The organism is Neorhizobium sp. P12A, assembly GCF_008365395.1.
Classification (GTDB): domain Bacteria; phylum Pseudomonadota; class Alphaproteobacteria; order Rhizobiales; family Rhizobiaceae; genus Rhizobium.
On sequence record NZ_QOVX01000007.1, the window covers coordinates 54,453 to 74,226 of the forward strand.

At 61.9% G+C, this 19,774-nt stretch carries 17 protein-coding genes; 13 read left to right on the top strand and 4 right to left on the bottom strand.

Annotated elements, in window-relative coordinates; all coding sequences use genetic code 11:
- Positions 1-83 precede the first annotated feature (83 nt).
- The 4 genes from DTW90_RS20215 to DTW90_RS20230 form a co-directional block, all read right to left on the bottom strand.
- Complete coding sequence (locus DTW90_RS20215) at positions 84-2,384, bottom strand: molybdopterin cofactor-binding domain-containing protein (protein WP_149340517.1); 2,301 nt, start codon at positions 2,382-2,384, stop codon at positions 84-86.
- Complete coding sequence (locus tag DTW90_RS20220; protein ID WP_149340518.1) at positions 2,381-3,742, bottom strand: cytochrome c; 1,362 nt, start codon at positions 3,740-3,742, stop codon at positions 2,381-2,383. The genes DTW90_RS20215 and DTW90_RS20220 overlap by 4 nt, the downstream gene beginning before the upstream one ends.
- A 2-nt stretch (positions 3,743-3,744) precedes the next feature.
- Complete coding sequence (locus tag DTW90_RS20225) at positions 3,745-4,203, bottom strand: (2Fe-2S)-binding protein (RefSeq protein WP_132523627.1); 459 nt, start codon at positions 4,201-4,203, stop codon at positions 3,745-3,747.
- Positions 4,204-4,403: 200 nt separating this feature from the next.
- Complete coding sequence (locus DTW90_RS20230; protein WP_246664986.1) at positions 4,404-5,153, bottom strand: IclR family transcriptional regulator; 750 nt, start codon at positions 5,151-5,153, stop codon at positions 4,404-4,406.
- A 121-nt stretch (positions 5,154-5,274) separates the two neighbouring features.
- On the opposite strand from DTW90_RS20230, the gene DTW90_RS20235 reads away from it, so the two are divergent.
- The 13 genes from DTW90_RS20235 to DTW90_RS20295 all read left to right on the top strand — a co-directional run bounded on the left by DTW90_RS20235 (position 5,275) and on the right by DTW90_RS20295 (position 19,774).
- The gene (locus tag DTW90_RS20235) at positions 5,275-6,198 is read left to right on the top strand and encodes a polysaccharide deacetylase (protein ID WP_132523625.1); all 924 of its coding nucleotides are present in this window, start codon (positions 5,275-5,277) and stop codon (positions 6,196-6,198) included.
- A gap of 58 nt (positions 6,199-6,256) precedes the next feature.
- The gene (locus DTW90_RS20240; RefSeq protein WP_149340522.1) at positions 6,257-7,753 is read left to right on the top strand and encodes an ABC transporter substrate-binding protein; all 1,497 of its coding nucleotides are present in this window, start codon (positions 6,257-6,259) and stop codon (positions 7,751-7,753) included.
- A gap of 24 nt (positions 7,754-7,777) precedes the next feature.
- Positions 7,778-8,698: an ABC transporter permease gene (locus DTW90_RS20245; RefSeq protein WP_132523623.1), complete on the top strand. Its 921-nt coding sequence runs from the start codon at positions 7,778-7,780 to the stop codon at positions 8,696-8,698.
- Between the two features lie 10 nt (positions 8,699-8,708).
- Positions 8,709-9,572 carry an ABC transporter permease gene (locus tag DTW90_RS20250; protein ID WP_132523622.1) on the top strand — a complete coding sequence of 288 codons (864 nt, stop codon included), beginning with the start codon at positions 8,709-8,711 and terminating at the stop codon, positions 9,570-9,572.
- A gap of 8 nt (positions 9,573-9,580) precedes the next feature.
- Entirely contained in the window at positions 9,581-10,363 is a 783-nt protein-coding gene (locus DTW90_RS20255; RefSeq protein WP_149340524.1) for an SDR family NAD(P)-dependent oxidoreductase, read from the top strand.
- 9 nt (positions 10,364-10,372) lie between these two features.
- Positions 10,373-11,368: an ABC transporter ATP-binding protein gene (locus tag DTW90_RS20260; protein ID WP_149340525.1), complete on the top strand. Its 996-nt coding sequence runs from the start codon at positions 10,373-10,375 to the stop codon at positions 11,366-11,368.
- A complete protein-coding gene (locus DTW90_RS20265; protein WP_149340527.1) occupies positions 11,365-12,342 on the top strand; it encodes a dipeptide ABC transporter ATP-binding protein in 978 nt (325 codons plus the stop codon). Before DTW90_RS20260 ends, DTW90_RS20265 begins: the two co-directional genes overlap by 4 nt.
- Before the next feature lie 10 nt (positions 12,343-12,352).
- On the top strand, positions 12,353-14,725 hold the full coding sequence (locus DTW90_RS20270) for a penicillin acylase family protein (protein WP_348642647.1): 2,373 nt from the start codon (positions 12,353-12,355) through the stop codon (positions 14,723-14,725).
- A gap of 19 nt (positions 14,726-14,744) precedes the next feature.
- On the top strand, positions 14,745-15,896 hold the full coding sequence (locus DTW90_RS20275; RefSeq protein WP_149340528.1) for a M20 family metallopeptidase: 1,152 nt from the start codon (positions 14,745-14,747) through the stop codon (positions 15,894-15,896).
- Positions 15,897-15,942: 46 nt separating this feature from the next.
- Complete coding sequence (locus tag DTW90_RS20280) at positions 15,943-16,710, top strand: sulfite exporter TauE/SafE family protein (RefSeq protein ID WP_132523616.1); 768 nt, start codon at positions 15,943-15,945, stop codon at positions 16,708-16,710.
- A gap of 4 nt (positions 16,711-16,714) precedes the next feature.
- Complete coding sequence (locus DTW90_RS20285) at positions 16,715-17,701, top strand: Ldh family oxidoreductase (RefSeq protein WP_132523615.1); 987 nt, start codon at positions 16,715-16,717, stop codon at positions 17,699-17,701.
- Positions 17,702-18,053: 352 nt separating this feature from the next.
- Positions 18,054-18,893, top strand: a complete 840-nt coding sequence (locus DTW90_RS20290) for an alpha/beta hydrolase (RefSeq protein ID WP_165927840.1) — start codon at positions 18,054-18,056, stop codon at positions 18,891-18,893.
- The gene (locus DTW90_RS20295; RefSeq protein WP_149340532.1) at positions 18,890-19,774 is read left to right on the top strand and encodes an alpha/beta fold hydrolase; all 885 of its coding nucleotides are present in this window, start codon (positions 18,890-18,892) and stop codon (positions 19,772-19,774) included. Before DTW90_RS20290 ends, DTW90_RS20295 begins: the two co-directional genes overlap by 4 nt.

Sequence of the window (19,774 nt, forward strand, 5' to 3'; positions counted from 1 at the left end):
CCGCTCATGAATTGCGGCGCCAAAAGACACGAACCGCATGGGCCATGGTCAAGGTCCATGCGGTTTGAACACTGGGCGGTCTATCAGACTGCCAGCGAATAGCCGAGATCGCGCAATGGCAGGCGGCGCACCCGCTCTCCCGTCGCGGCGAATATGGCATTGCCGAGCGCGGGCGCGAGCGCCGGGAAGGCTGGTTCGCCCATGCCTGTAGGCGGATTGTCCGACTGGATGAAAAAAGCGTCGATCGTCATCGGCGCGAAAGGCATGCGCAGGATCGGATAGGCATTGTAGTTCTGCTCCTGGATCCGGCCGTTCTCGATGTTGATCTTGAGGCCCATGGCAGTGGAGAGAGCATCGGTCGAAGCTCCTTGTGCCTGGGCTTCGGAGCCGGCCATGTCGATGATCGGCCCGACATCGAGCACCACGACAATCCGATTGACCTTGATCCCTTTGTTGGCATCGACGCTGAGCTCAATCGCTTGCGCGACATGGCCGGCGTGGGAATAGCACCAGGCAAAGCCGAGACCGCTGCCCTTGGGTAGCGACTTGCCCCATCCGGCCTTCTCGGCGCACATCTTGATCACGTCGGTTGCCCGCTTGGGGCTGAAGTTGACACTTGCGTCCTTGGCAACCAGCTCAGGCACGTCGCGGTTCACGGCATCGATGAGGAACTCGACGTGATCGCGACCGGAAGCGAGCGCCAGTTCATGCATGAAGCTCTGTGCTGCAAAGACCTGGGCATTGTCGCCCGGCGCGCGCCAGGCGCCGGTGGGAATCTTCAGCGGGAACATGGTCTTGGCGCGGCGCAGATTGGGCGCCTTGATGGAATATCGCAGATTGTCGGTGAGGTTGGCGCCGCTGGCTTCCTTTTTGCCGTCGGCTGTAAAGGTGATGAAATGTTCCTGCCAGGCATCGAGCCTGCCGGCCTTATCAATTGCGCCCTTGAACTGATGGTAGCCGGCGGGGCGGTAGAAGTCGTGACTGAAATCGTCTTCCCGGGTCCATTGCAGCTTGACCGGGGCGTTGACCTTCCGCGCGATGGCTGCCGCCTCGCAGGCATAGTCATTGACCAGCCGTCGCCCGAAACCGCCCCCCACGCGGGTCTGGTGCATGACGACTTTTTCTTCCGGTACGCCCGCCGCCTTCGCCACCATCGGCAAGCCGCGGTCGGGCTGCTGCGTGGGCACCCACATTTCCATCACGCCGTCGTGCCAATGCGCCGTGGTGTTCATCGGCTCCAGCGGCACATGGGCGGCGAAGGGGTACTCGTAGAAGGCCTCGACAGTCTTACTGGCATTGGCGAAGGACTTGTCCACGTCACCGACGTTGTCATCGAACTTTTCCGGGAAACTGGTCGCCACCTTCTTGGCCTCAGCCGAAAATTGCGAGCTGGAATCCGTCGACGCCTCGCTGAGATCCCAATCCACCTTAAGCTTGTCCTTCGCCTTGAAAGCGCTCCAGGTGTCCTTGGCGATGATGGCGACGCCCGGCATGACTTCGACCATCATGCCGGTGCCATCGACGGCGAAGGCGTCGAGGACGCCCGGCTGCGCCTTGATCTCGTCCACGTTGAAGGATCTGACCTTGCCGCCGGCTGCCGGACATTTGGTGTAGTTGGCATAGACCATTCCAGGGACCTGGACATCGATGCCGAACAGCGGCTGGCCGGTGACGACCTTGGGGTCGTCGACGCCGCGATAGCGCTTGCCGATCAGACGATAGTCGGCGCGGGCCTTCAGTTTCAGGCTCTTCGGATCCGGCACCGGCATTTTCGCTGCCGCTGTCGCCATCGATCCATAGGTGGCGGACTTGCCACTGGCGGCATGGGTGATGACCGAATCCTGAGCGGTGATCTGCGATGGGTCCACTGCCCATTCCTGAGCGGCGGCGGCAATCAGCATTGCCTTGGCGCCGGCTCCGGCCTGACGCAGCTGGTTCCAGGCGCGCGGAATGGAGGTCGAACCTCCGGCGCCCTGGCTGCCATAGACCTTGGGATTGATCGGAGCCTGCTCCATCACGACATGGTTCCAGTCCGCGTCGAGTTCGTCGGCGATGATCACGCCGAAGGAGGTTTTGATGCCCTGGCCGATTTCCGGGGCTTTGGAATAGATGGTGATCGTGTTGTCGGGAGCGATGCGGATGAAGGCATTCATCACCTGATCGCTGCCATCGGAAATGTTGCCGTTCACCGTCTCGGCCGCGAAAGCTGCGTCTCCGAGATGGAACCCCAGCACCAGCCCCGCAGCGCCCGCGCTGGCCAGTTTGAAGAAAGTCCGGCGTCCCATCGTCGGCATCGCCTGCGCCACTGGTACCGAACGGACCTCGCTGATCAAGGCCGAGAGATAAGCATCGGACTGGGCAAAATTGGACTGCATATCAGTCATTGGGTCACTCCCTGCGTTGCCTGGGCGGCCTGCTTTCGCAGATCGGCCACATCCTTGCCTGTCAGCTGGGCGCCCTTGGCGCCAAAGCGGGCGGTGACATAGTTGGCCACGGCCGCAATATCGTCGTCGGAATATCCTGCACCGAAGGCAGGCATGAAGATCGTGCCCTGATCCGTCTTGCGGTTGACGCCGTTGATGACCGTCTGCGCCACATTGGTGGCGGTGGGATCGTTCACCGCGCGCACGCCGGTCAAGGTGGCATAGCCGGTGACAGGGCTCACGCCCGTCCAGTCATGGCAGCTGGCGCAGGCGCTGGCGAAGATCTTTTCCCCGCGCAGATTGACGTCCGGGGTCACACCTTCCTTATGCGATGCTGGCGCAGGTGTCGTGACGGTGCGCGGTAGATCACTCGCATGGGCGGGTATGCTGCGCAGATAGGTTACCAGAGCATGCACGTCGTCAGGCAGCAGATAGCTCACGCTGTCGTCAGTGGCTTCGCCCATCGGGCCAGCCGCACCGCCATGTCCATTGGCGTGGCCGGTGGAGAGATAGAGATAAAGATCTTGGTCGTTCCAATCGCCAAGGCCGGAATCCTTGTCGCCGGTGATGTTGAAGGCGTGCCAGCCCGCAGTGATAGCCCCTGAAAACTTCCGGTGGTTGTCCAGCGCAAAGGCGAGGTTTCGCGGCGTATGACACTCGCCGCAATGGCCCATCGCCTCGGCAAGATAGGCGCCTCTGTTCCATTGCGGGCTTTGGCCGGGGTTTGGACGGAAGCGTTCATCGGTATTGAACGCCACATTCCAGAGCGAGAGCAAGCGGCGCTGGTTGAAGGGCCAGGAGAGTTGGTCCGGCTTGGCCGGGGCATGGACCGGCGCCAGCGTGAAGAGATAGGCCTTGATGGCGAGCGCGTCGGCGTCCGTCATATAGGTATAGGAAGTGTAGGGCATGGCAGGATAGAGCTTCTCGCCGTCAGCACGGATACCCTTATGCACCGCCGCCAGGAACTGGGCGTCGGTGTAATTGCCGATCCCCGTTTCCTTGTCTGGGGTGATATTGGTGGAATAGATGGTGCCGAATGGCATGTTGAAGGCAAAGCCGCCAGCGAAGGGCGGGCCGCCCGGGGCGGTATGGCAGGCCTGACAGTCCGCGGCATGGATGAGATATTCGCCGCGCTTGACCAGATCCGCGCTGGCAAGCTGCGCCGGAACGCCGGTAACAGTGCCTCCCTGGTAAGCGTCAAGCGCGACGGTCGAGCCGCCGGCAAAGGAGGTCGGATTTCGGCCGAGAACCAGCCATCCCGCAAAACCAAGCGCGACGACGACAATGACCACAACGACAATGCCGATGATTTTCTTCATGGTCAGGCCGGCTTGGCAGCGGCGTTCTTGATCGCATGGCGGATGCGTATATAGGTCCCGCAGCGACAGAGATTGCCCGCCATGGCCGCGTCGATGTCGGAATCGTCGGGCTCAGGGTTGCTGTCCAGCAGCGCGGTGGCCGACATGATCTGGCCGGCCTGGCAATAGCCGCATTGCGGCACTGCAGCTTCCATCCAGGCCTGCTGCACCTTTGCGCCGTTGGGCGTGCTGCCAACTCCCTCGATCGTAACGACGGCGCGGGTGCCGACATCGCCGACGGTCAGCTGGCAGGAACGCACGGCCTTTCCAGCCACATGGACGGTACAGACGCCGCATTGGGCGACGCCACAGCCATATTTGGTGCCGACCAGATTGAGATGGTCGCGCAGCACCCAGAGAAGCGGCATGTCTTCCGGCACATCGACGTCGCGGGATTGTCCATTGATATTAAGGGTGAGCATGTCTTTATCCCTGCCTGACAGTGAAATCGACGTACCAACAGCACTAATCATCATACGATACGCCGCTGTCGTCTCGTGGTAAACCTCGGCAAGGCACCATCACGTCCGCTGAATGGGTATCTTTCGGCTCTATCGAAAACAAAAAACCGTGATCGTCTTGCAGCTGGTGCAGCCTCGACCTCAAACGAAAATGCGAACCATCAGTTCCGCCGATAGCCCAATGCGCGGCTGATAAGATCAGCGGTCGAGCGCAGCATGAGGAGGAGTTCTTCACGCCGCTCGACATATCGGCTTGTCAGCGTGCCGAGATTGATGGCCGCAATTGCGTTGCCTTCGGCGTCGAATATCGGAGCTGCAATGCCGGTCGAGCCGGTAATGAATTCCTGATCGTTGATGGCGTAGCCGTCACGGCGCACCCTAATGAGGACCTCACGGAGCTGTTCGACATCCGTGATTGTGTAGCGCGTATAGGATAGGAAGCGGACGCGGGACAAATAGGCATCCCGCGCTTCCGCCGGAGCATGGGCGAGGAGCACGCGGCCGGTCGCCGTGCAATGAGCAGTGATCGCAGCGTCCATGTTGACGTCGTAGCGGACAGGGTGATGGCTGACGCATTTTGCCAACCGGCGCAGGTCGCAGTGCGCGTTCATCGTGCCAAGCAATACCGTTTCGCCCGACTCGTCCCTCAACCGTTCCATGAAGGGTATTGCGGTGACGACCAGGGGTTCCTCATGACGACGGAAGGGGAAGCCGTGACGGCTTGCTTCCACGAGCATGTAGCGCCCGGTGGAATCCTGGACGACATGACCCCTTGCCGCCAGCGTCTGAATGAGGCCATGCGCGCTGCTTTTCGGCAGCTTGAGATCCTGAACGATCTGCGAAAGCGATACGGCTTCGCGCAGCGCCGACAGGTATTCGAGGAGGTCTAGTATGCGACCGGCGCTTTTCACTTCGGAGTTCATATATGTGAACGAAACCCCCGTTTATGACTATTCGATTGGCTTATAACAATTCTGGTCAGAAAAATGACAGCCGCTGAGCGGTGTTGGCATCGCCGAACGAAAGAATATCATGAGCGCAGCAGAACAGCATGACAAGAACCAGCCCTGGCTTTGGACGGATGAGACGTGGCAAAAAAGCGTCAGCAAGGTTCGGGCAGGCCGTTCGCTGAAGCCGGCGCAGTGGAAGAATGGCGCCCGCATGGCCGTCGCGCTTTCTTTCGACGCGGACCACGAGACGATGGAACTGCGCAACGGCGGCATTTCCTTCAGCCGTATGAGCCAGGGCCAATATGGCGCGCGCTCCGGCATGCCGCGCATCCTCAAGCTGCTCGAAAAATACGCAGTCCCCGCATCTGTCTACATGCCGGCCGTCTCGGCGATGATCAACACTGACGAGGCGCGCGCCGTTGTGGCTTCCGGCCACGAAATCGGCATGCATAGCTGGATCCATGAGTTCAATTCGCGCCTGGACGAAACGACCGAACGCGACCTCGCGCTGCGGGCGGCTGATGTCCTCGAGCGGATCTGCGGCGTCCGGCCAGTCGGCATGCGCACCGCTTCCTGGGATTTCAGCCCCTACACGCTGAAGATCGCCCGCGAGATGGGCCTCCTCTACGATTCCTCCCTGATGGCCGACGACGAGCCCTATGAGCTGCTGGAAGACGGCGAGCCGACGGGTGTCGTCGAAATTCCGGTCGAGTGGATACGTGACGACGCACCCTATGTCGCCATGGACCGCATGACCGGGGCAAGGCCCTATGGCGCACCAGCCATGGTTCTCGATATTTTCCAGCGCGAGCTTGATGTGGCCTACGAGGAAGGCGGCCTCTTCCAGCTTACGATGCACCCGCACCATGTTGGTCATCGCTCGCGCATCTTCATCCTGGAGGAAATCATTCGCCAGGCACAGGCCAAGAAAGATGTGTGGTTCACCACGCATGCGGAACTTGCAGCCTATTGCGCCGACGAAGCCGGCTTGAAACGGGCGGGCTAAGGCGTTAACTCGAATTCCGCATAAAATACATAGATTAGATAATAAAAGAGAGGGTAATATGAACTGGAAATTCGCTTCGATCGCCGCACTCGCGGCGGTCATGACGGCTTCGACGGCGCTTGCCCAGACAGCCAAGGACACGCTGACCATCGACCTTCCCAATGACGCGGCCACGCTCGATCCGCAGCTGCAGTGGGATACAGACAGCTACACCATTTACCGCAACATTTTCGACAACCTGCTGACCCGCGACGCCTCCGGCAAGATCGTTCCGCAGATCGCCAAGTCGTGGAAATACGTCAACGACACGACGATTCAGTTCGATATCCGCGACGACGTCACCTTCCAGGACGGCTCGAAGCTGACGGCTGATGATGTGGTTTACTCCATCAACCGCATCATCAGCCCGGACCTGAAGAGCCCGCAGCTGTCCCAGTTCGACCAGATATCCAAGGCCGAGGCGACCAATCCGACGACCGTCGTGGTCACGACCAAATCCGCCTATCCGGCGCTGCTTGCCCAGCTGGTCAAGCTCTCCATCCTGCCGAAGGCCTATGTCGAGAAGGTTGGCGGGCAGACCTTCAACCAGCAGCCGATGGGTAGCGGTCCCTATAAGCTGGTGCAATGGCAGAAGGGCGTCCAGACCGAGCTGCAGGCCAACGACCACTACTGGCGCGGCAAGCCACCCTTCGCCCATGTCTTCTTCCGCGCCGTCCCCGACGTCTCCACCCGTCTTGCCGACCTGAAGACCGGCAAGGCCGATCTCGTCCGCGACCTGCCGTCCGACCAGGCGATCGATCTCAAGAGCGATCCGAATTCGCAGGTGCTTTCGGTTCCGACCGAGCGGGTCGGCTATATCTATATCAACGCCCAGGCCGGCGCGACCAAGGATGTCCGCGTTCGCCAGGCGATCGCCTACGCCATCGACAAGAAGGGCCTGATCGACGCGCTGCTGCAGGGCTTCGGTTCGCAGGTCAACGTGCTCGGCGCAGCACCGATCTTCGGCTATACGGACAAGGTCGAAGGTTATCCCTTCGATCCCGATAAGGCGCGCGCGCTCGTCAAGGAAGCAGGCGCCGAAGGCGCCAAGATCGAGTTCCTGACCTCGCCCTCTTACGACCGGGCCATGGTGGAAGCGATCCAGCAGATGCTGAACGATGTCGGTCTCGACACCGAGATCACCTCGCTCGACCAGGCGACCTTCCTGAAGCGCCGCCAGGGCGATCCGGCAAATGCCGGCAGCCTCGCGCTCGGCAAGTGGTCCTGCGCCTGCCAGGATGCCGACGGCATCATCTTCCCGCTGTTCCGTACCGGCTCGAGCTGGGCGAAATACAGCAACCCGGCTTATGACAAGCTGGTCGACGATGCCCGCTCCACGCTCAACAACGACCAGCGTCTGCAGGATTATGAGAAGGCCTATGGCATCCTGAAGGACGATGTGCCGGGTCTGGGTCTCTATCAGGTTGACGCCGTTTATGGTGCCAGCAAGCATCTGAAATGGCAGCCCAGCCCGAACGAAGCCATGTTCGTCATGGACATGGGCTGGCAGCAGTAACGTGTACAGGCGGGCAGGACGGATATGTTGAAATATGCCGCAGGGCGGCTGGTCCAGGCTGTGATCGCAATCTTCGGGGTCATCACGATCGTTTTCATCGTGATGCATCTCTCCGGCGATCCGACCCTGCTTCTGGTCCCACAGGGAGCGTCGACGGAAATGATCAACGAGCTGCGCCATCAGCTCGGATTCGATCAGCCGCTCTGGCTGCAATATCTTCAATATCTCCAGGGTCTTGCCCACCTCGATTTCGGCATGTCGGTGGTGCAGCGTGTCCCCGCGATCGATATCGTCGCCTCGCGTCTGCCCTATACGATCATGCTGGCAATCGGCGCGCTGATCGTTGCGATCGGTGTCGGCATTCCGGCCGGCATTTTGATGGCCACCCGCCGTGGCGGCTTTCTCGAAAAGATCCTGACGGCGATCGTCATCACCGGCCAGAGCGTGCCGACGTTTCTGTCCGGCATCCTGCTCATCTTCCTTTTCGCGGTAACGCTGCGCTGGCTGCCGGCATCAGGCGTCGGCGGCTTCTCCGCAATCGTGATGCCATCGATCGCGCTTGGGGCGCTGTCCATGTCGACTTTCGCCCGCATGGCTCGCATCTCGGTTCTCGATGAACTCGGCAAGGATTATGTGCGGGCGGGGCGGGCGAGGGGCCTTTCGCTTGGCGCGGTCGTCATCCGGCATGTGCTGCGCAATGCCTCCATTCCGGTCATCACGATCGCGGCGCTGGAAATCGGTAATCTGCTCGCCGGCGCCGTCATCGTCGAGACCGTATTTGCCTGGCCGGGCATCGGCCAGCTTGCCATCCAGTCCATTCAGTCGCGAGATTTCCTCGTTGTGCAGGTGATCGTGCTCCTGATCTCCTTCGTCTATGTGCTGACCAGCGTACTTGCCGATTTCGTCTATGCGCTCATCGATCCACGCATCCGTCTGGCGCGTTGAGGAGGCAGCCATGAGCATCGCCATTTCTGCCTTTTCCCAGCGCATTCGGCGCGTTCCCCTCTCGATCCAGCTGGTTACGATCATCCTGGCCGTTATCCTGATCCTGGCGATCTTTGCGCCGTGGATCGCGCCGGCCGACCCGGCGCACCAGAACCTTCTCGCCCGCCTGAAGCCGCCGGGCTTCGAGGCGAGGGGCATCACCTACTGGCTCGGAACCGACGATCTCGGCCGTGACCTGCTGTCCCGCATCCTTTACGGGGCCGGCGTTTCATTGAGCGTCGCCATCCTGTCGGTCGTCGTCTCCACCGTCGTCGGCGTTACGCTCGGCATGGTCGCCGGCTGGTTCCGCGGCACGGTGGAAATCCTCATCATGCGCCTCGTCGACATCATGATGTCGATCCCGGCGATCCTGCTTGCGGTGCTCACCGTCGCTGTGCTCGGTCCCGGCTTCCTGAAGCTCGTGCTGGTGCTCGGCCTCACCCGCTGGCCGCGCTATACCCGCGTTGCCTATGCGCAGACGCTGCAGGTCTCGAACCTTCCCTTCATCAAGGCATCAGAGCTTGCCGGCGCGGGTGCGGCCCGCATCCTCTTCCATCACGTGCTGCCGAACATTGCTGGTCCGGTGCTGATCGTCGCCACCGCCGAATTCGGCCTGATGATCCTCATGGAAGCCGGCCTCTCGTTCCTCGGGCTCGGTATTCAGCCACCGGCTCCCAGCTGGGGCTCGATCATGAGCGTCGGTCGGCAATATGTCGAACGCGCCTGGTGGATCGTCGCCTTTCCCGGCGCCGGCCTCTTCCTTCTCGTCTTTTCCGTCAATGTGCTGGGAGACTGGTTGCGTGACCAGCTTGATCCCCGCTCCCGTTCGCGCTGAGGCTTTCCATGGAATTCGAAAACAAGAAAATCGTCATCACAGGTGCAGCCGGCATCTTCGGCCGCTGGATCGCCGCCTATTTCGCTCGAGAAGGCGCCCATCTCTGCCTGTCCGACAAGCGACAGGATGCGCTTGAAAAGACGGTAGACGACCTCGGCCTTGATCGCTCGAAAGTGCTTCTGCATACGACGGAGCTCACCAGCGAGGAATCGATGCTCGACCTCGTCGATCTGGTGCGCCGCGAGTGGAAGGCGCCTGACGCGCTGATCAATAATGCCGGCATCTACACCCGCTACAATCTGATGACGATGGAGTTTTCGGATTGGGATCTCGTGTTCGACGTCAATTTGAAGGCGCCCTTTATCCTGACCCGCGAAATGGCCAAGCTGATGATCGCCGAGGGACGCAAGGGCTCGATCATCAATATCTCCTCCGGTGCTGCGCGCGGCATGAACCGGGAATCCGTGCCTTACTGCACCTCCAAGACCTCGATCGAGCGCCTGTCCAAGGGGTTCGCGCTGGAGCTTGCTGAAAGCGGCATCCGCGTCAACGTCGTGGAGCCGGGTTTTGCGGCGGGCAGCGAAGTGAGCCTGCTGACCGAGGAATATGTCGAGAACATGCTGAAGCGCATCCCGCTCGGTCGCCAGAGCGGCCCGGAGGATGCGCCGGCTGCGATCGCCTACCTCTGCTCGGACAAGGCGAGCTTCATCACAGGCGCGGTGCTGAGCGTCGACGGTGGCAACTCGATCGGGACGTTCCAGCGTAGCCAGCCCGCATCAGGCGCTCGCTGAGGAGGGAATATGGGCATCGAAGCCAAGCCGCTCCTGACGGTCGACAACCTCACCATCGAAATCGCTGGTGCCAAGGTTGTGGATGGCGTCTCCTTCACGGTGAGCCGCGGCAAGGTGATGGCGCTGGTCGGTGAATCCGGCTGCGGCAAGTCGCTGACCTCTTACGCCATGCTCGGCCTGCTGCCGCCGGCAGCGCGCCGGGTGAACGGCAGGATCCTGCTCGAGGAGACCGATCTCGCCAGCCTTTCTGAGCGCCAGCTCCGCAAGGCCCGCGGCAAGGACATCTCGATTATCTTCCAGGAACCGAGCGCTTCTCTCGATCCGCTGACGACGGTGGGCTCGCAGATCGCCGCAGCCTTCCGCGCCCACCAGAACGTCTCGAAATCGCAGGCGCTGGCAAAGGCACGAGAGATGCTGGTCGATGTCGGCATTCCCGATCCCGACCGGCGGCTGCACCAATATCCCTTCGAGCTTTCCGGCGGCATGTGCCAGCGCATCATGATTGCCATCGCGCTGATCTGCGGTCCGCGCGTGCTCGTCGCCGACGAGCCGACGACGGCGCTTGATGTGACGATCCAGGCGCAGATCCTCGATGTGATGAAGAAGCTCGTCGCCGAGCGCGGCACCTCGATCGTGCTCATCACCCATGACATGGGCGTCGTTGCCGATATCGCCGATGAGGTTGCCGTCATGTATGCCGGTCGTATCGCCGAGATCGCGCCGGTTCATGCTCTCTTCAACGCGCCGGCGCATCCCTACACGGCATTGCTGCTTGCCAGCGTTCCCAAGCTGGATGTGGCACCGAAGGCGGATCTGGCGACCATCGAAGGTTCCGTGCCGACGCCGAACGAATTCGGCCTCGGCTGCCGTTTCGTCGGCCGCTGTCCGCTCGCGTCGGACAAGTGCCGGGCCGAGCCCCCGCCGCTCTTCGAGCAGGGGACGGGCCATTTCTCCGCCTGCTGGCATATCGACAGAATGACTGAGATGCGTGAGGTGGCGGCATGAGCGGCACGGCAAACGTACTGGAAATCCGCGATGTCGCCGTGCATTTCTCCGGCCGTGGCGGCATGCTCGGCGGATCGACCCATACGGTCAAGGCGGTCAATGGCGTCACCCTCGATATCGCCAAGGGCGAGACCGTCGCGCTGGTCGGCGAATCCGGCTGTGGTAAGTCCACGCTTTCCAACACAATCGTCGGCCTGCAGCAGCCGGTTGCCGGCAGCGTGAAGATCGGCGGCGCGGAAGTGGTCGGCGCCAACCGCAAGGCTCTCAACGATATCCGCCGCAAGGTGCAGATGATCTTTCAGGATCCGGCGCTGTCGCTTGATCCGCGCTCCACCATCGGCGCGACCATCGGCGAGCCCCTGATCGTCCGCGGCATTGCCCGAGGCAAGGAACTCAAGGAGCGGGTGGCGACGCTGCTGACCCAGGTCGGTCTTCGCCCAGAACATGCCGACCGCTATCCGCATCAGTTTTCGGGCGGCCAGCGGCAACGCGTGGTCATCGCCCGGGCCTTGGCGCTGGAGCCCGATCTCGTCATTTGCGACGAGCCGGTCTCGGCGCTCGACGTCTCGGTGCGTGCCCAGATCCTCAACCTGCTCGTCGCGCTGCAGAAGCGTACCGGCGTCTCCTATCTTTTCGTTTCGCACGATCTCGCTGTCGTCCGTCATATCTGCGACCGCGTTGTCGTGATGTATCTCGGCCGCTTCGTCGAGATGGCCGATCGCGACACTTTCTTCGAAAATCCGAAGCATCCGTATACCAAGGCGCTGATGTCCGCCGTGCCTGAGGCCGATCCCGATGTGCAGCGCGCCAAGCAGCGATTCATCCTGAGCGGCGAGTTGCCGAGCCCCTCCAACATCCCTTCGGGCTGCGCCTTTCACACGCGCTGTCCGCTTGCGACCGAAATTTGCTCCAGGGAACGGCCCGAACTGACCCCGCGACCTGACGGCGCGATGGTTGCCTGCCACCATGCCTGATGAGATCGATATGACCGATATGACCGAGACGACCGCCGACGAAACGATGCACCTGCAGGGGCTCAAACAGCCCGCGGAAATCCGTGTGGACCGCTGGGGGATTCCCCATCTCAAGGCGGAAAACGAGCAGGATCTCTTCTTCGTGCAGGGCTTCAACGCTGCACGCGACCGTCTGTGGCAGCTCGATCTCTGGCGCAAGCGTGGCCTTGGCCTTCTCGCCGCCGATTTTGGCCCTGGATATCTCGCGCAGGATCACGCGGCTCGCCACTTTCTCTATCGTGGCGACATGGCGGCTGAGTGGTCTTCCTACGCACCGGACATGCAGGCGATCTGCACTGCCTTTGCTACGGGCATCAACGCCTATATCACCCTCTGTCAGGCCGAGCCCGCCCGCCTGCCGCCGGAATTCTCATTCTTCGGTACCAGCCCGGCACGCTGGCGACCGGAGGACGTGGTGCGCGTGCGCACCCATGCGCTGACCCGCAACGGTGCCTCCGAAATCCTGCGCGCCAATATCCTGACTCTGGCCGATGCTCAGACCGATCTGCTGCGCACACAGATCGAACCGCACGTCGATCTGAAAGTTGCCGACAGCATCACGCTGGCCGATATCCCGCTTGCGGCGCTCCGGCTTTTCAAGCTCGCGACTGCGCCGGTCACTTTCGAGCGCGAGCGGTTGGCTGCGACGCTCGACGATGTGTGGACATGGACCGAAGTCACCGATCTCGGCGACATTATCCGCGCAACTAGCGAGGAGGGGTCCAACAATTGGGTGGTGCACGGCTCGCGGACCGAGACCGGCCGGCCGATTCTCGCGAGCGACCCGCACCGCGCCCATGCGGTTCCTTCGCTGCGCTATCTCGTGCACCTGCAGGCACCGGGCTTCAATGCCATCGGAACCGGCGAGCCGACCGCACCCGGCATTTCTCTCGGCCACAACGGCAAGGCCGCCTTCGGACTGACGATCTTCGGGGCCGACCAGGAGGATGTCTACGTCTACGAGACCCGGGAAGGTGAGCCGGATCTCTATCGTTATCAGGACGGCTGGGAAGCCATCCGCCGGCAGGAAGAGCGCTTCGAGGTCAAGGGATATGCCGACCAGACCTTGATGCTGGCCTTCACCCGGCATGGTCCGGTTCTCCACGAGGATGCAGGCAAGCGGCTTGTGATCGCGTTGCGTTCGGTCTGGCTCTCGCCCGGCTCGGCGGCGTATCTTGGAAGCCTCTCGGCCATGCGCTCGCCCTCCGTTGCCGCCTTCGGCACGTCGCTCCGGTCCTGGGGCACGCCTTCGGTCAATCACGTCTGCGCGGACGTCGACGGCAATGTCGGCTGGTTCACCGCTGGTTTCACGCCGGTCCGGCAGAATTGGCATGGGCTGCTGCCGGTGCCTGGCGACGGCAGCCATGAATGGGCGGGTTTTCTGCCCGCTGAAGAGCTGCCCCGTGTCGTCAATCCGGCTGCCGGCTTCTTTGCGACCGCCAACGAGATGAACCTGCCGGCGGACCGCAGTCCCGATGCGCCGACGATCGGCCATGAATGGGCGGAGGTAAGCCGCGCGGAGCGGATCAAGTCGGTGCTTTCTGCCGATACCGCGCATTCGACCGAAGCCTCCATGGCGTTGCAGATGGACACCTATTCGAGCCCCGCCGGTCGAATCTGCGCCCTTCTCGCGGAAGCTATTGGCCGGAAAGGGGCTGCAATCGTCCCGGAAAAGGTCGCCGCTCTCCTTGATGGCTGGGACTTCCGGCTGACGGCCGACAGTAATATCGCGGCGCTCTTCGAGGTCTGGTGGATGAAGCATCTGCGGCCTGCTCTCTTTGCCCGCTTCGCACCGGATCCGGCTGTGCGGGCATTGCTTGTTCCCGGCGATGTCGACGTGCTTCTTAACCTCCTGGAACATCCCGATCAGCGCTTCGGTCAGCCGGCCGAAGAGGCGAGGGATACCATGCTGCTCGAAACCCTGGCTGCGGCCTTCGACGATTGCAGCCGCCGCCTTGGCGACGATCCTTCGAGATGGGCGTGGGGAACGTTGCATCATGCCCTGTTTGAGCATGCGGCAAGCCGCGTGAAGCAAGACAAGACCGGTGAATGGAATGTCGGCCCGCTGCCAGTTGGCGGCAGCCGCTCCACGCCCGGCCTTGCGAGCTATCGCCTGAGCGATTTCCGCGTCACCGCCGGCGCCTCCGTCCGTCTCGTCATCGATGTCGGCGAATGGGATAAGTCGTTCTGCATCAACACACCCGGTCAATCCGGCGATCCGCGCTCGCCGCATTATGCCGATCTCGCCGAGCGCTGGTCGGGCGGAGAATATGTGCCGCTCCTCTACAGCGACGAGAAGATCGCCGCCGAAACCGATCATCACATCCTGCTTTTGCCCGCCTGAGATCCTTTGGAAGATGCCCATGCCCCTCACAATTTCCGCTGCCGATATCGACGAAGCCGCACTTCTTTCCGAACTCAAGACCTGGGTGGAGCTCGAAACTCCGACGCGTGATGCCGCGGCCGTCAACCGGCTTGCCGATCGGGTCGAAGTGCTTGCCAAGGAAGGCGGTCTCATCGTCGAGCGCATTCCCGGCACGCTGGGTTTCGGCGATATCCTTGCCGTGCGCTCGCCGCGTCCGGCGGGAAGCAACGAGAAAGGCGTCCTGATCCTTGCCCATCTCGATACAGTGCATGCGACCGGTACGATCAAGGAAAACCTCACATTGCGCCAGGAAGGCGACCGGCTCTACGGGCCGGGCATCTACGACATGAAGTCCGGGGCCTTGATGGCGCTGGAGGCTATGAAGATGGCGGTTCGCACTGGCACGAGATCACCGGTCGACCTGCTGTTCATGCCTGACGAGGAGATGGGCAGCGCAAGCTCGCGCGGCCTCATCGAGGATTATGCCCGCCATGCCGGCCATACCCTGGTCGTCGAGCCGGCGCGCGATGGTGGCAAGATCGTCGTCGCCCGCAAGGGCGTCGCCATGTATGACATCGTGGTGCGTGGCCGCGCCTCTCATGCCGGCAGCAAGCCGCAGGATGGCCGCAGCGCCATCCGCGCCGCCGCCCGCCTGGTGCTCGAACTCGAAGGCATGAACGACGTCGAGCGTGGCATCACCGTCACCGTCGGCACGATCAATGGCGGCACGGGTCGCAACACCGTGCCGGCCGAATGCCGCATGCAGGTCGATCTCCGCTTGCCCGACAGCGAGACGGCGACCGAAATTCTGGGCAAGGTCCAAAACCTGAAGCCAGTCGATCCTGATATCACCATCGAGGTCAAGGGCGGCCTCAGCCGTCCGCCTTTCGCGCAAACGGAAGAGGGCAAGCGCCTCTTCGATCATACTGCGAAGATTGCCGCACAGCTGGGCATCACCCTCGAAGGCGTCAGCACCGGCGGCGGCTCGGACGGTAACTTCACTGCAGCGCTCGGCGTGCCGACGCTCGACGGTTTGGGGGCCGATGGAGCCGGCGCGCATACTTTCGACGAGTACATATTCGTCAGCAGCGTCGCGCCGCGCACTGCGCTTCTGGCGAACCTGATGCTGACCCTGAACGGCGACCTCTGATGTCGCCTATCACCCTGACTATCGGTTCGTATCGGTCGGCTGCAACATGACATCGTCGGAGATTATCAGCTTCGTGCTGATGGCGGGCGTTGCCGCCTATGTGCAGACCTTGACCGGCTTTGCCTTCGGGCTGTTGCTTATGGGTGGGGTCGGCCTCACTGCCGTCATGCCGCTGCGCGATGCCGCGGTCGTGACCGGCGTGCTGACGCTGGTCAACGCCACCATCATGATGACGAAGGGCTGGCGCGACGTGCTGCGCGCCGAACTGGTACTCGTGCTCTTCGCCAGCCTGCCGACATTGGTCGGCGGCTATTTCCTGCTCGACCATCTCGCCACCAACGGCCTCGTCTATCTCCGCATCATCCTTGGTGCGGTGATCATCATCTCGGCCCTGCAACTGGTCATGCCGCCGAAGAAGGAGGAGAAAGAGGCGACGAAATCCTCCTTCGTCTTTTTCGGAGCCTTTTCCGGCATCATGAGCGGCCTGTTCTCGACCAGCGGGCCGCCGCTCGTCTATCATTTCTATCGGCAGCCCCTGCCGATCGCGGCCATTCGCGAAACACTCGTGGCGATCTTTGCCATCAACGCCCTGATCCGCCTGCTGGTGGTCATCGCCGACGGCACCTTTCCCAAGCCGGTCTACTGGCCCGCCTTTCTGGCCGTCGCTACCGTCGCCGCCGGCACGCAGATGGCGCGGCGCTTGCCCCTGCCGCTGTCGCCGAGAGTGCTGAGGCTGATCGTCTTCCTATTGCTTTGTGCCTCCGGTGCCTCGCTGGCGCTGCCGGCAATTCCGCAAGCCCTCGCCGGGAGTTAATCACATGCTGCTGTCCATCTCCGAAGCCGAGCGTCTCGTTGCGCAGATGTTCGAACGCAACAAGGTAAGCCCAGAGAATGCCAGGTCGGTAGCCACGGCTCTCGTTGCCGCCGAAGCCGCGGGGCAAGGCGGCCATGGCCTACGCCGCATTGAGGCCTACGCCTCTCAGGCCAGGGCAGGCAAGGTCGACGGCTTTGCCGTACCCGCCCTGTCATTGAATGCGCCGGCCGTACTCCGGGTCGATGCCGGCTACGGTTTTGCCTATCCGGCCCTCGACCTTGCCGTCCGCGAACTTCCGGCCCTCGCCTCGAAATCCGGCATTGCAATCGCCGCCATCCATCGCTCGCATCATGCCGGCGTGATGGGGCTGACGGTCGAGCGCTTCGCCGAGCGCGGCCTCGTTGCCCTGATGTTTGCCAATGCGCCTGCAGCAATGGCACCTTGGGGCGGAAAGACCGCAGTCTACGGCACCAATCCGATCGCCTTTGCTGCGCCCCTGCCGGACGCCGACCCGATCGTCATCGATCTTGCCATGTCGAAGGTTGCACGGGGCAAGATCATGGCGGCCCATCAGAAGGGCACGGAGATACCCGGCGATTGGGCTCTCGATCCCTTCGGCGAGCCGACGACGGATCCGGGCGAGGCGCTCAAGGGCACGATGATGCCGCTTGGGGAGGCCAAGGGCGCTGCATTGGCCCTGATGGTCGAGATCCTCGCCGCCGGCCTGACCGGAGCCAACTACTCCTTCGAGGCCACTTCGTTGTTCGACGACCGTGGCGACCCGCCGGCACTCGGGCAGATGATTATCGCGATCGACCCCGAGGCAACCGGCGGCAGCGGCACCGCTTCCCGCCTTGCGCTGCTTGCGGCCACGATGACCGCCGATCCCAATGTGCGGCTTCCCGGTCGGCGCGGTCAGGGCAGTCGGAGGGAAGCTCTGGCTGAAGGCATCCAGATTGATGACGAAATAGCGCAACTGATCTGCCGCTAACGAAAAGGCTTTGGACCCTGAAAGACGGAACCCTTTCAGGGCCTAACAATTCACCTCTCTGAGGGACCGGACTGCCGCGCGAAATCGCGCCCAGGATTTAGCCAAGGTCAGAATGTTGAGCGCGCCATGAACCGCGATCAGTATCGCAATTCGCATTTGTCAGGACGAGATATGCCGGGGCGGCATAGGCGGCGATCAACCAAAGGTTCTGGTTGCAGGCAGTGACTTCGTTTATTGGTCGCACTCGATGTTGTTGAATTGTCTAAATAACTCGAACGAGGATTGGTCTTACACCAGTGGCCGTCAACGGCGCGCCACCGAGGACAATTCTGTTCGTGGTGAAGAGAGCCAAATGACTTGGGCGGATTTGCCTGGAATTTCCATCCGATATGAATTGTCCGGCCAGGGGCCGAACAGCCTGATACTCCTGCACGAGCTCGGGGGAAGCCTCGAGAGCTTTGACGCGTGCATCGACGGACTGGAGGATGGCAATCGCATCCTTCGCTACGATCAGCGGGGCGCCGGTTTCTCCGAAAAGCCGCGTGCTTCCTTCACGTTGACGGATCATGTCGCCGATCTCCTGGCATTGACGGATGTGCTTGGTCTCAAGCCGCCCTATCGACTATTGGGCGTCGCCGCCGGCGCGGCGATTGCCGCGTCGCTGGCAATTGCAAATCCTGATCTGGTCGAGGCTCTGATCCTTTGTTCTCCGGCGCTTGGGACCGTGCCAGAGCGACAAGTCTATCTCATGCAGCGCTCGGCAATGGCGGAAGAAAAGGGCATGCGCGCGATCGCGGATGCGACTCTGGAGCGGTCCTATCCTCAGTCTTTCAGAGAGGACGAAAAGGCTTACCAGACCTATCTGGCTCGCTTTCTCGCCAATGATCCTGTTGCCTATGGTCACGCCAACCGAGCCCTCACCGAGGCGAAGCTGACAAGTCAGCTGGATCGGATCACGGCACCATGTCTCGTACTGGCCGGGGCTCACGATGTGCTGCGGCCCAAATCGGAGATGCTCGATATCTGCAACCGATTGCCCCGTGGCGAATTCGCGGAGGTCTTAAGCGGCCATCTGATGCCGGTGCAGGCACCAGGCGAGCTCGTCGCGGAGACGCGACGCTTTCTCGCCTCTCTTGAAGAAAGTCCGGCCGGTGGACTGCAACGTAGCCCGACAGGCGGCAATCCGGAATGAGCATTACGAGTTCTTCAATCGACCAAATCGCCGACCGCTTCATCACAGTAAACGGCATTCGCTTTCGCTGCCGTATCGAAGGCAGTGAGGCCGGGCCATGGCTCGTCTTCAGCAATTCTCTGATGACCGACCTGAGCTTGTGGGATGCCCAGGTTGCGGCCTTTTCCGACCGGTTTCGCATCCTGCGCTACGACCAGCGAGGACATGGCGGAACGTCGGTCCCGTCTGCCGACTGCACTTTCGACCAACTGGTCGACGATACCATCGCCCTGTTCGATGAGATCGGCATAGATCATGCTGCGCTTGTCGGTATCTCGATGGGCGGCGTTACCGCGCTTCGATTTGCAGCGCGCTATCCGGAGCGGGTCAACAGTCTTGCGATTTGCGATTGCCAGGCCTCGTCGCCGGTCGCTGGGGCTGCACGGTGGCAGGAGCGGATCGATATGGCCGAAGCGAGCGGCATGGCAGCGCTGGCAAAGGCAACCGTTGCGCGCTGGTTCACGCAAAATTCGCAGGCCAATCAGATGCCCGCGATAGCGAAAATCGAAGCTATGGTTGCGGCAACGCCGCTCCCGGGCTTCGTGCGTTGCGCGCGAGCGCTCCAATCCTATGATTTTCAGGAGGATCTCGGTCGGATCACATGTTCGACCCTGATGCTCGCCGGCGAAAGCGACGCCAACATCCCCGAAACCATGCGGCTCATGGCACAGCGCGTGGCGCCGGCAGAGTTTCATGAAATTGCGCAAGCGGGGCATCTGCCCAACGTCGAGAGGTCCGAGGAGTTCAACAGGCTCCTGACGGTCCTGCTCGATCAACCGGACCCTGATGACGGCGGCGAGCGCCGATGCGACGACGCGGTTGCGTCCGATAATGGAGGATGA

Bases quoted from the DNA above. Each gene is read 5' to 3' on its own strand.
- DTW90_RS20235 (WP_132523625.1), top strand. From the start codon at position 5,275: ATGAGCGCAGCAGAACAGCATGACAAGAACCAGCCCTGGCTTTGGACG.
- DTW90_RS20250 (WP_132523622.1), top strand. From the start codon at position 8,709: ATGAGCATCGCCATTTCTGCCTTTTCCCAGCGCATTCGGCGCGTTCCC.
- DTW90_RS20295 (WP_149340532.1), top strand. From the start codon at position 18,890: ATGAGCATTACGAGTTCTTCAATCGACCAAATCGCCGACCGCTTCATC.
- DTW90_RS20280 (WP_132523616.1), top strand. From the start codon at position 15,943: ATGACATCGTCGGAGATTATCAGCTTCGTGCTGATGGCGGGCGTTGCC.
- DTW90_RS20265 (WP_149340527.1), top strand. From the start codon at position 11,365: ATGAGCGGCACGGCAAACGTACTGGAAATCCGCGATGTCGCCGTGCAT.
- DTW90_RS20285 (WP_132523615.1), top strand. From the start codon at position 16,715: ATGCTGCTGTCCATCTCCGAAGCCGAGCGTCTCGTTGCGCAGATGTTC.
- DTW90_RS20275 (WP_149340528.1), top strand. From the start codon at position 14,745: ATGCCCCTCACAATTTCCGCTGCCGATATCGACGAAGCCGCACTTCTT.
- DTW90_RS20225 (WP_132523627.1), bottom strand. From the start codon at position 4,203: ATGCTCACCCTTAATATCAATGGACAATCCCGCGACGTCGATGTGCCG.
- DTW90_RS20240 (WP_149340522.1), top strand. From the start codon at position 6,257: ATGAACTGGAAATTCGCTTCGATCGCCGCACTCGCGGCGGTCATGACG.
- DTW90_RS20245 (WP_132523623.1), top strand. From the start codon at position 7,778: ATGTTGAAATATGCCGCAGGGCGGCTGGTCCAGGCTGTGATCGCAATC.
- DTW90_RS20270 (WP_348642647.1), top strand. From the start codon at position 12,353: ATGACCGATATGACCGAGACGACCGCCGACGAAACGATGCACCTGCAG.
- DTW90_RS20215 (WP_149340517.1), bottom strand. From the start codon at position 2,384: ATGACTGATATGCAGTCCAATTTTGCCCAGTCCGATGCTTATCTCTCG.
- DTW90_RS20220 (WP_149340518.1), bottom strand. From the start codon at position 3,742: ATGAAGAAAATCATCGGCATTGTCGTTGTGGTCATTGTCGTCGTCGCG.
- DTW90_RS20255 (WP_149340524.1), top strand. From the start codon at position 9,581: ATGGAATTCGAAAACAAGAAAATCGTCATCACAGGTGCAGCCGGCATC.
- DTW90_RS20290 (WP_165927840.1), top strand. From the start codon at position 18,054: ATGACTTGGGCGGATTTGCCTGGAATTTCCATCCGATATGAATTGTCC.
- DTW90_RS20260 (WP_149340525.1), top strand. From the start codon at position 10,373: ATGGGCATCGAAGCCAAGCCGCTCCTGACGGTCGACAACCTCACCATC.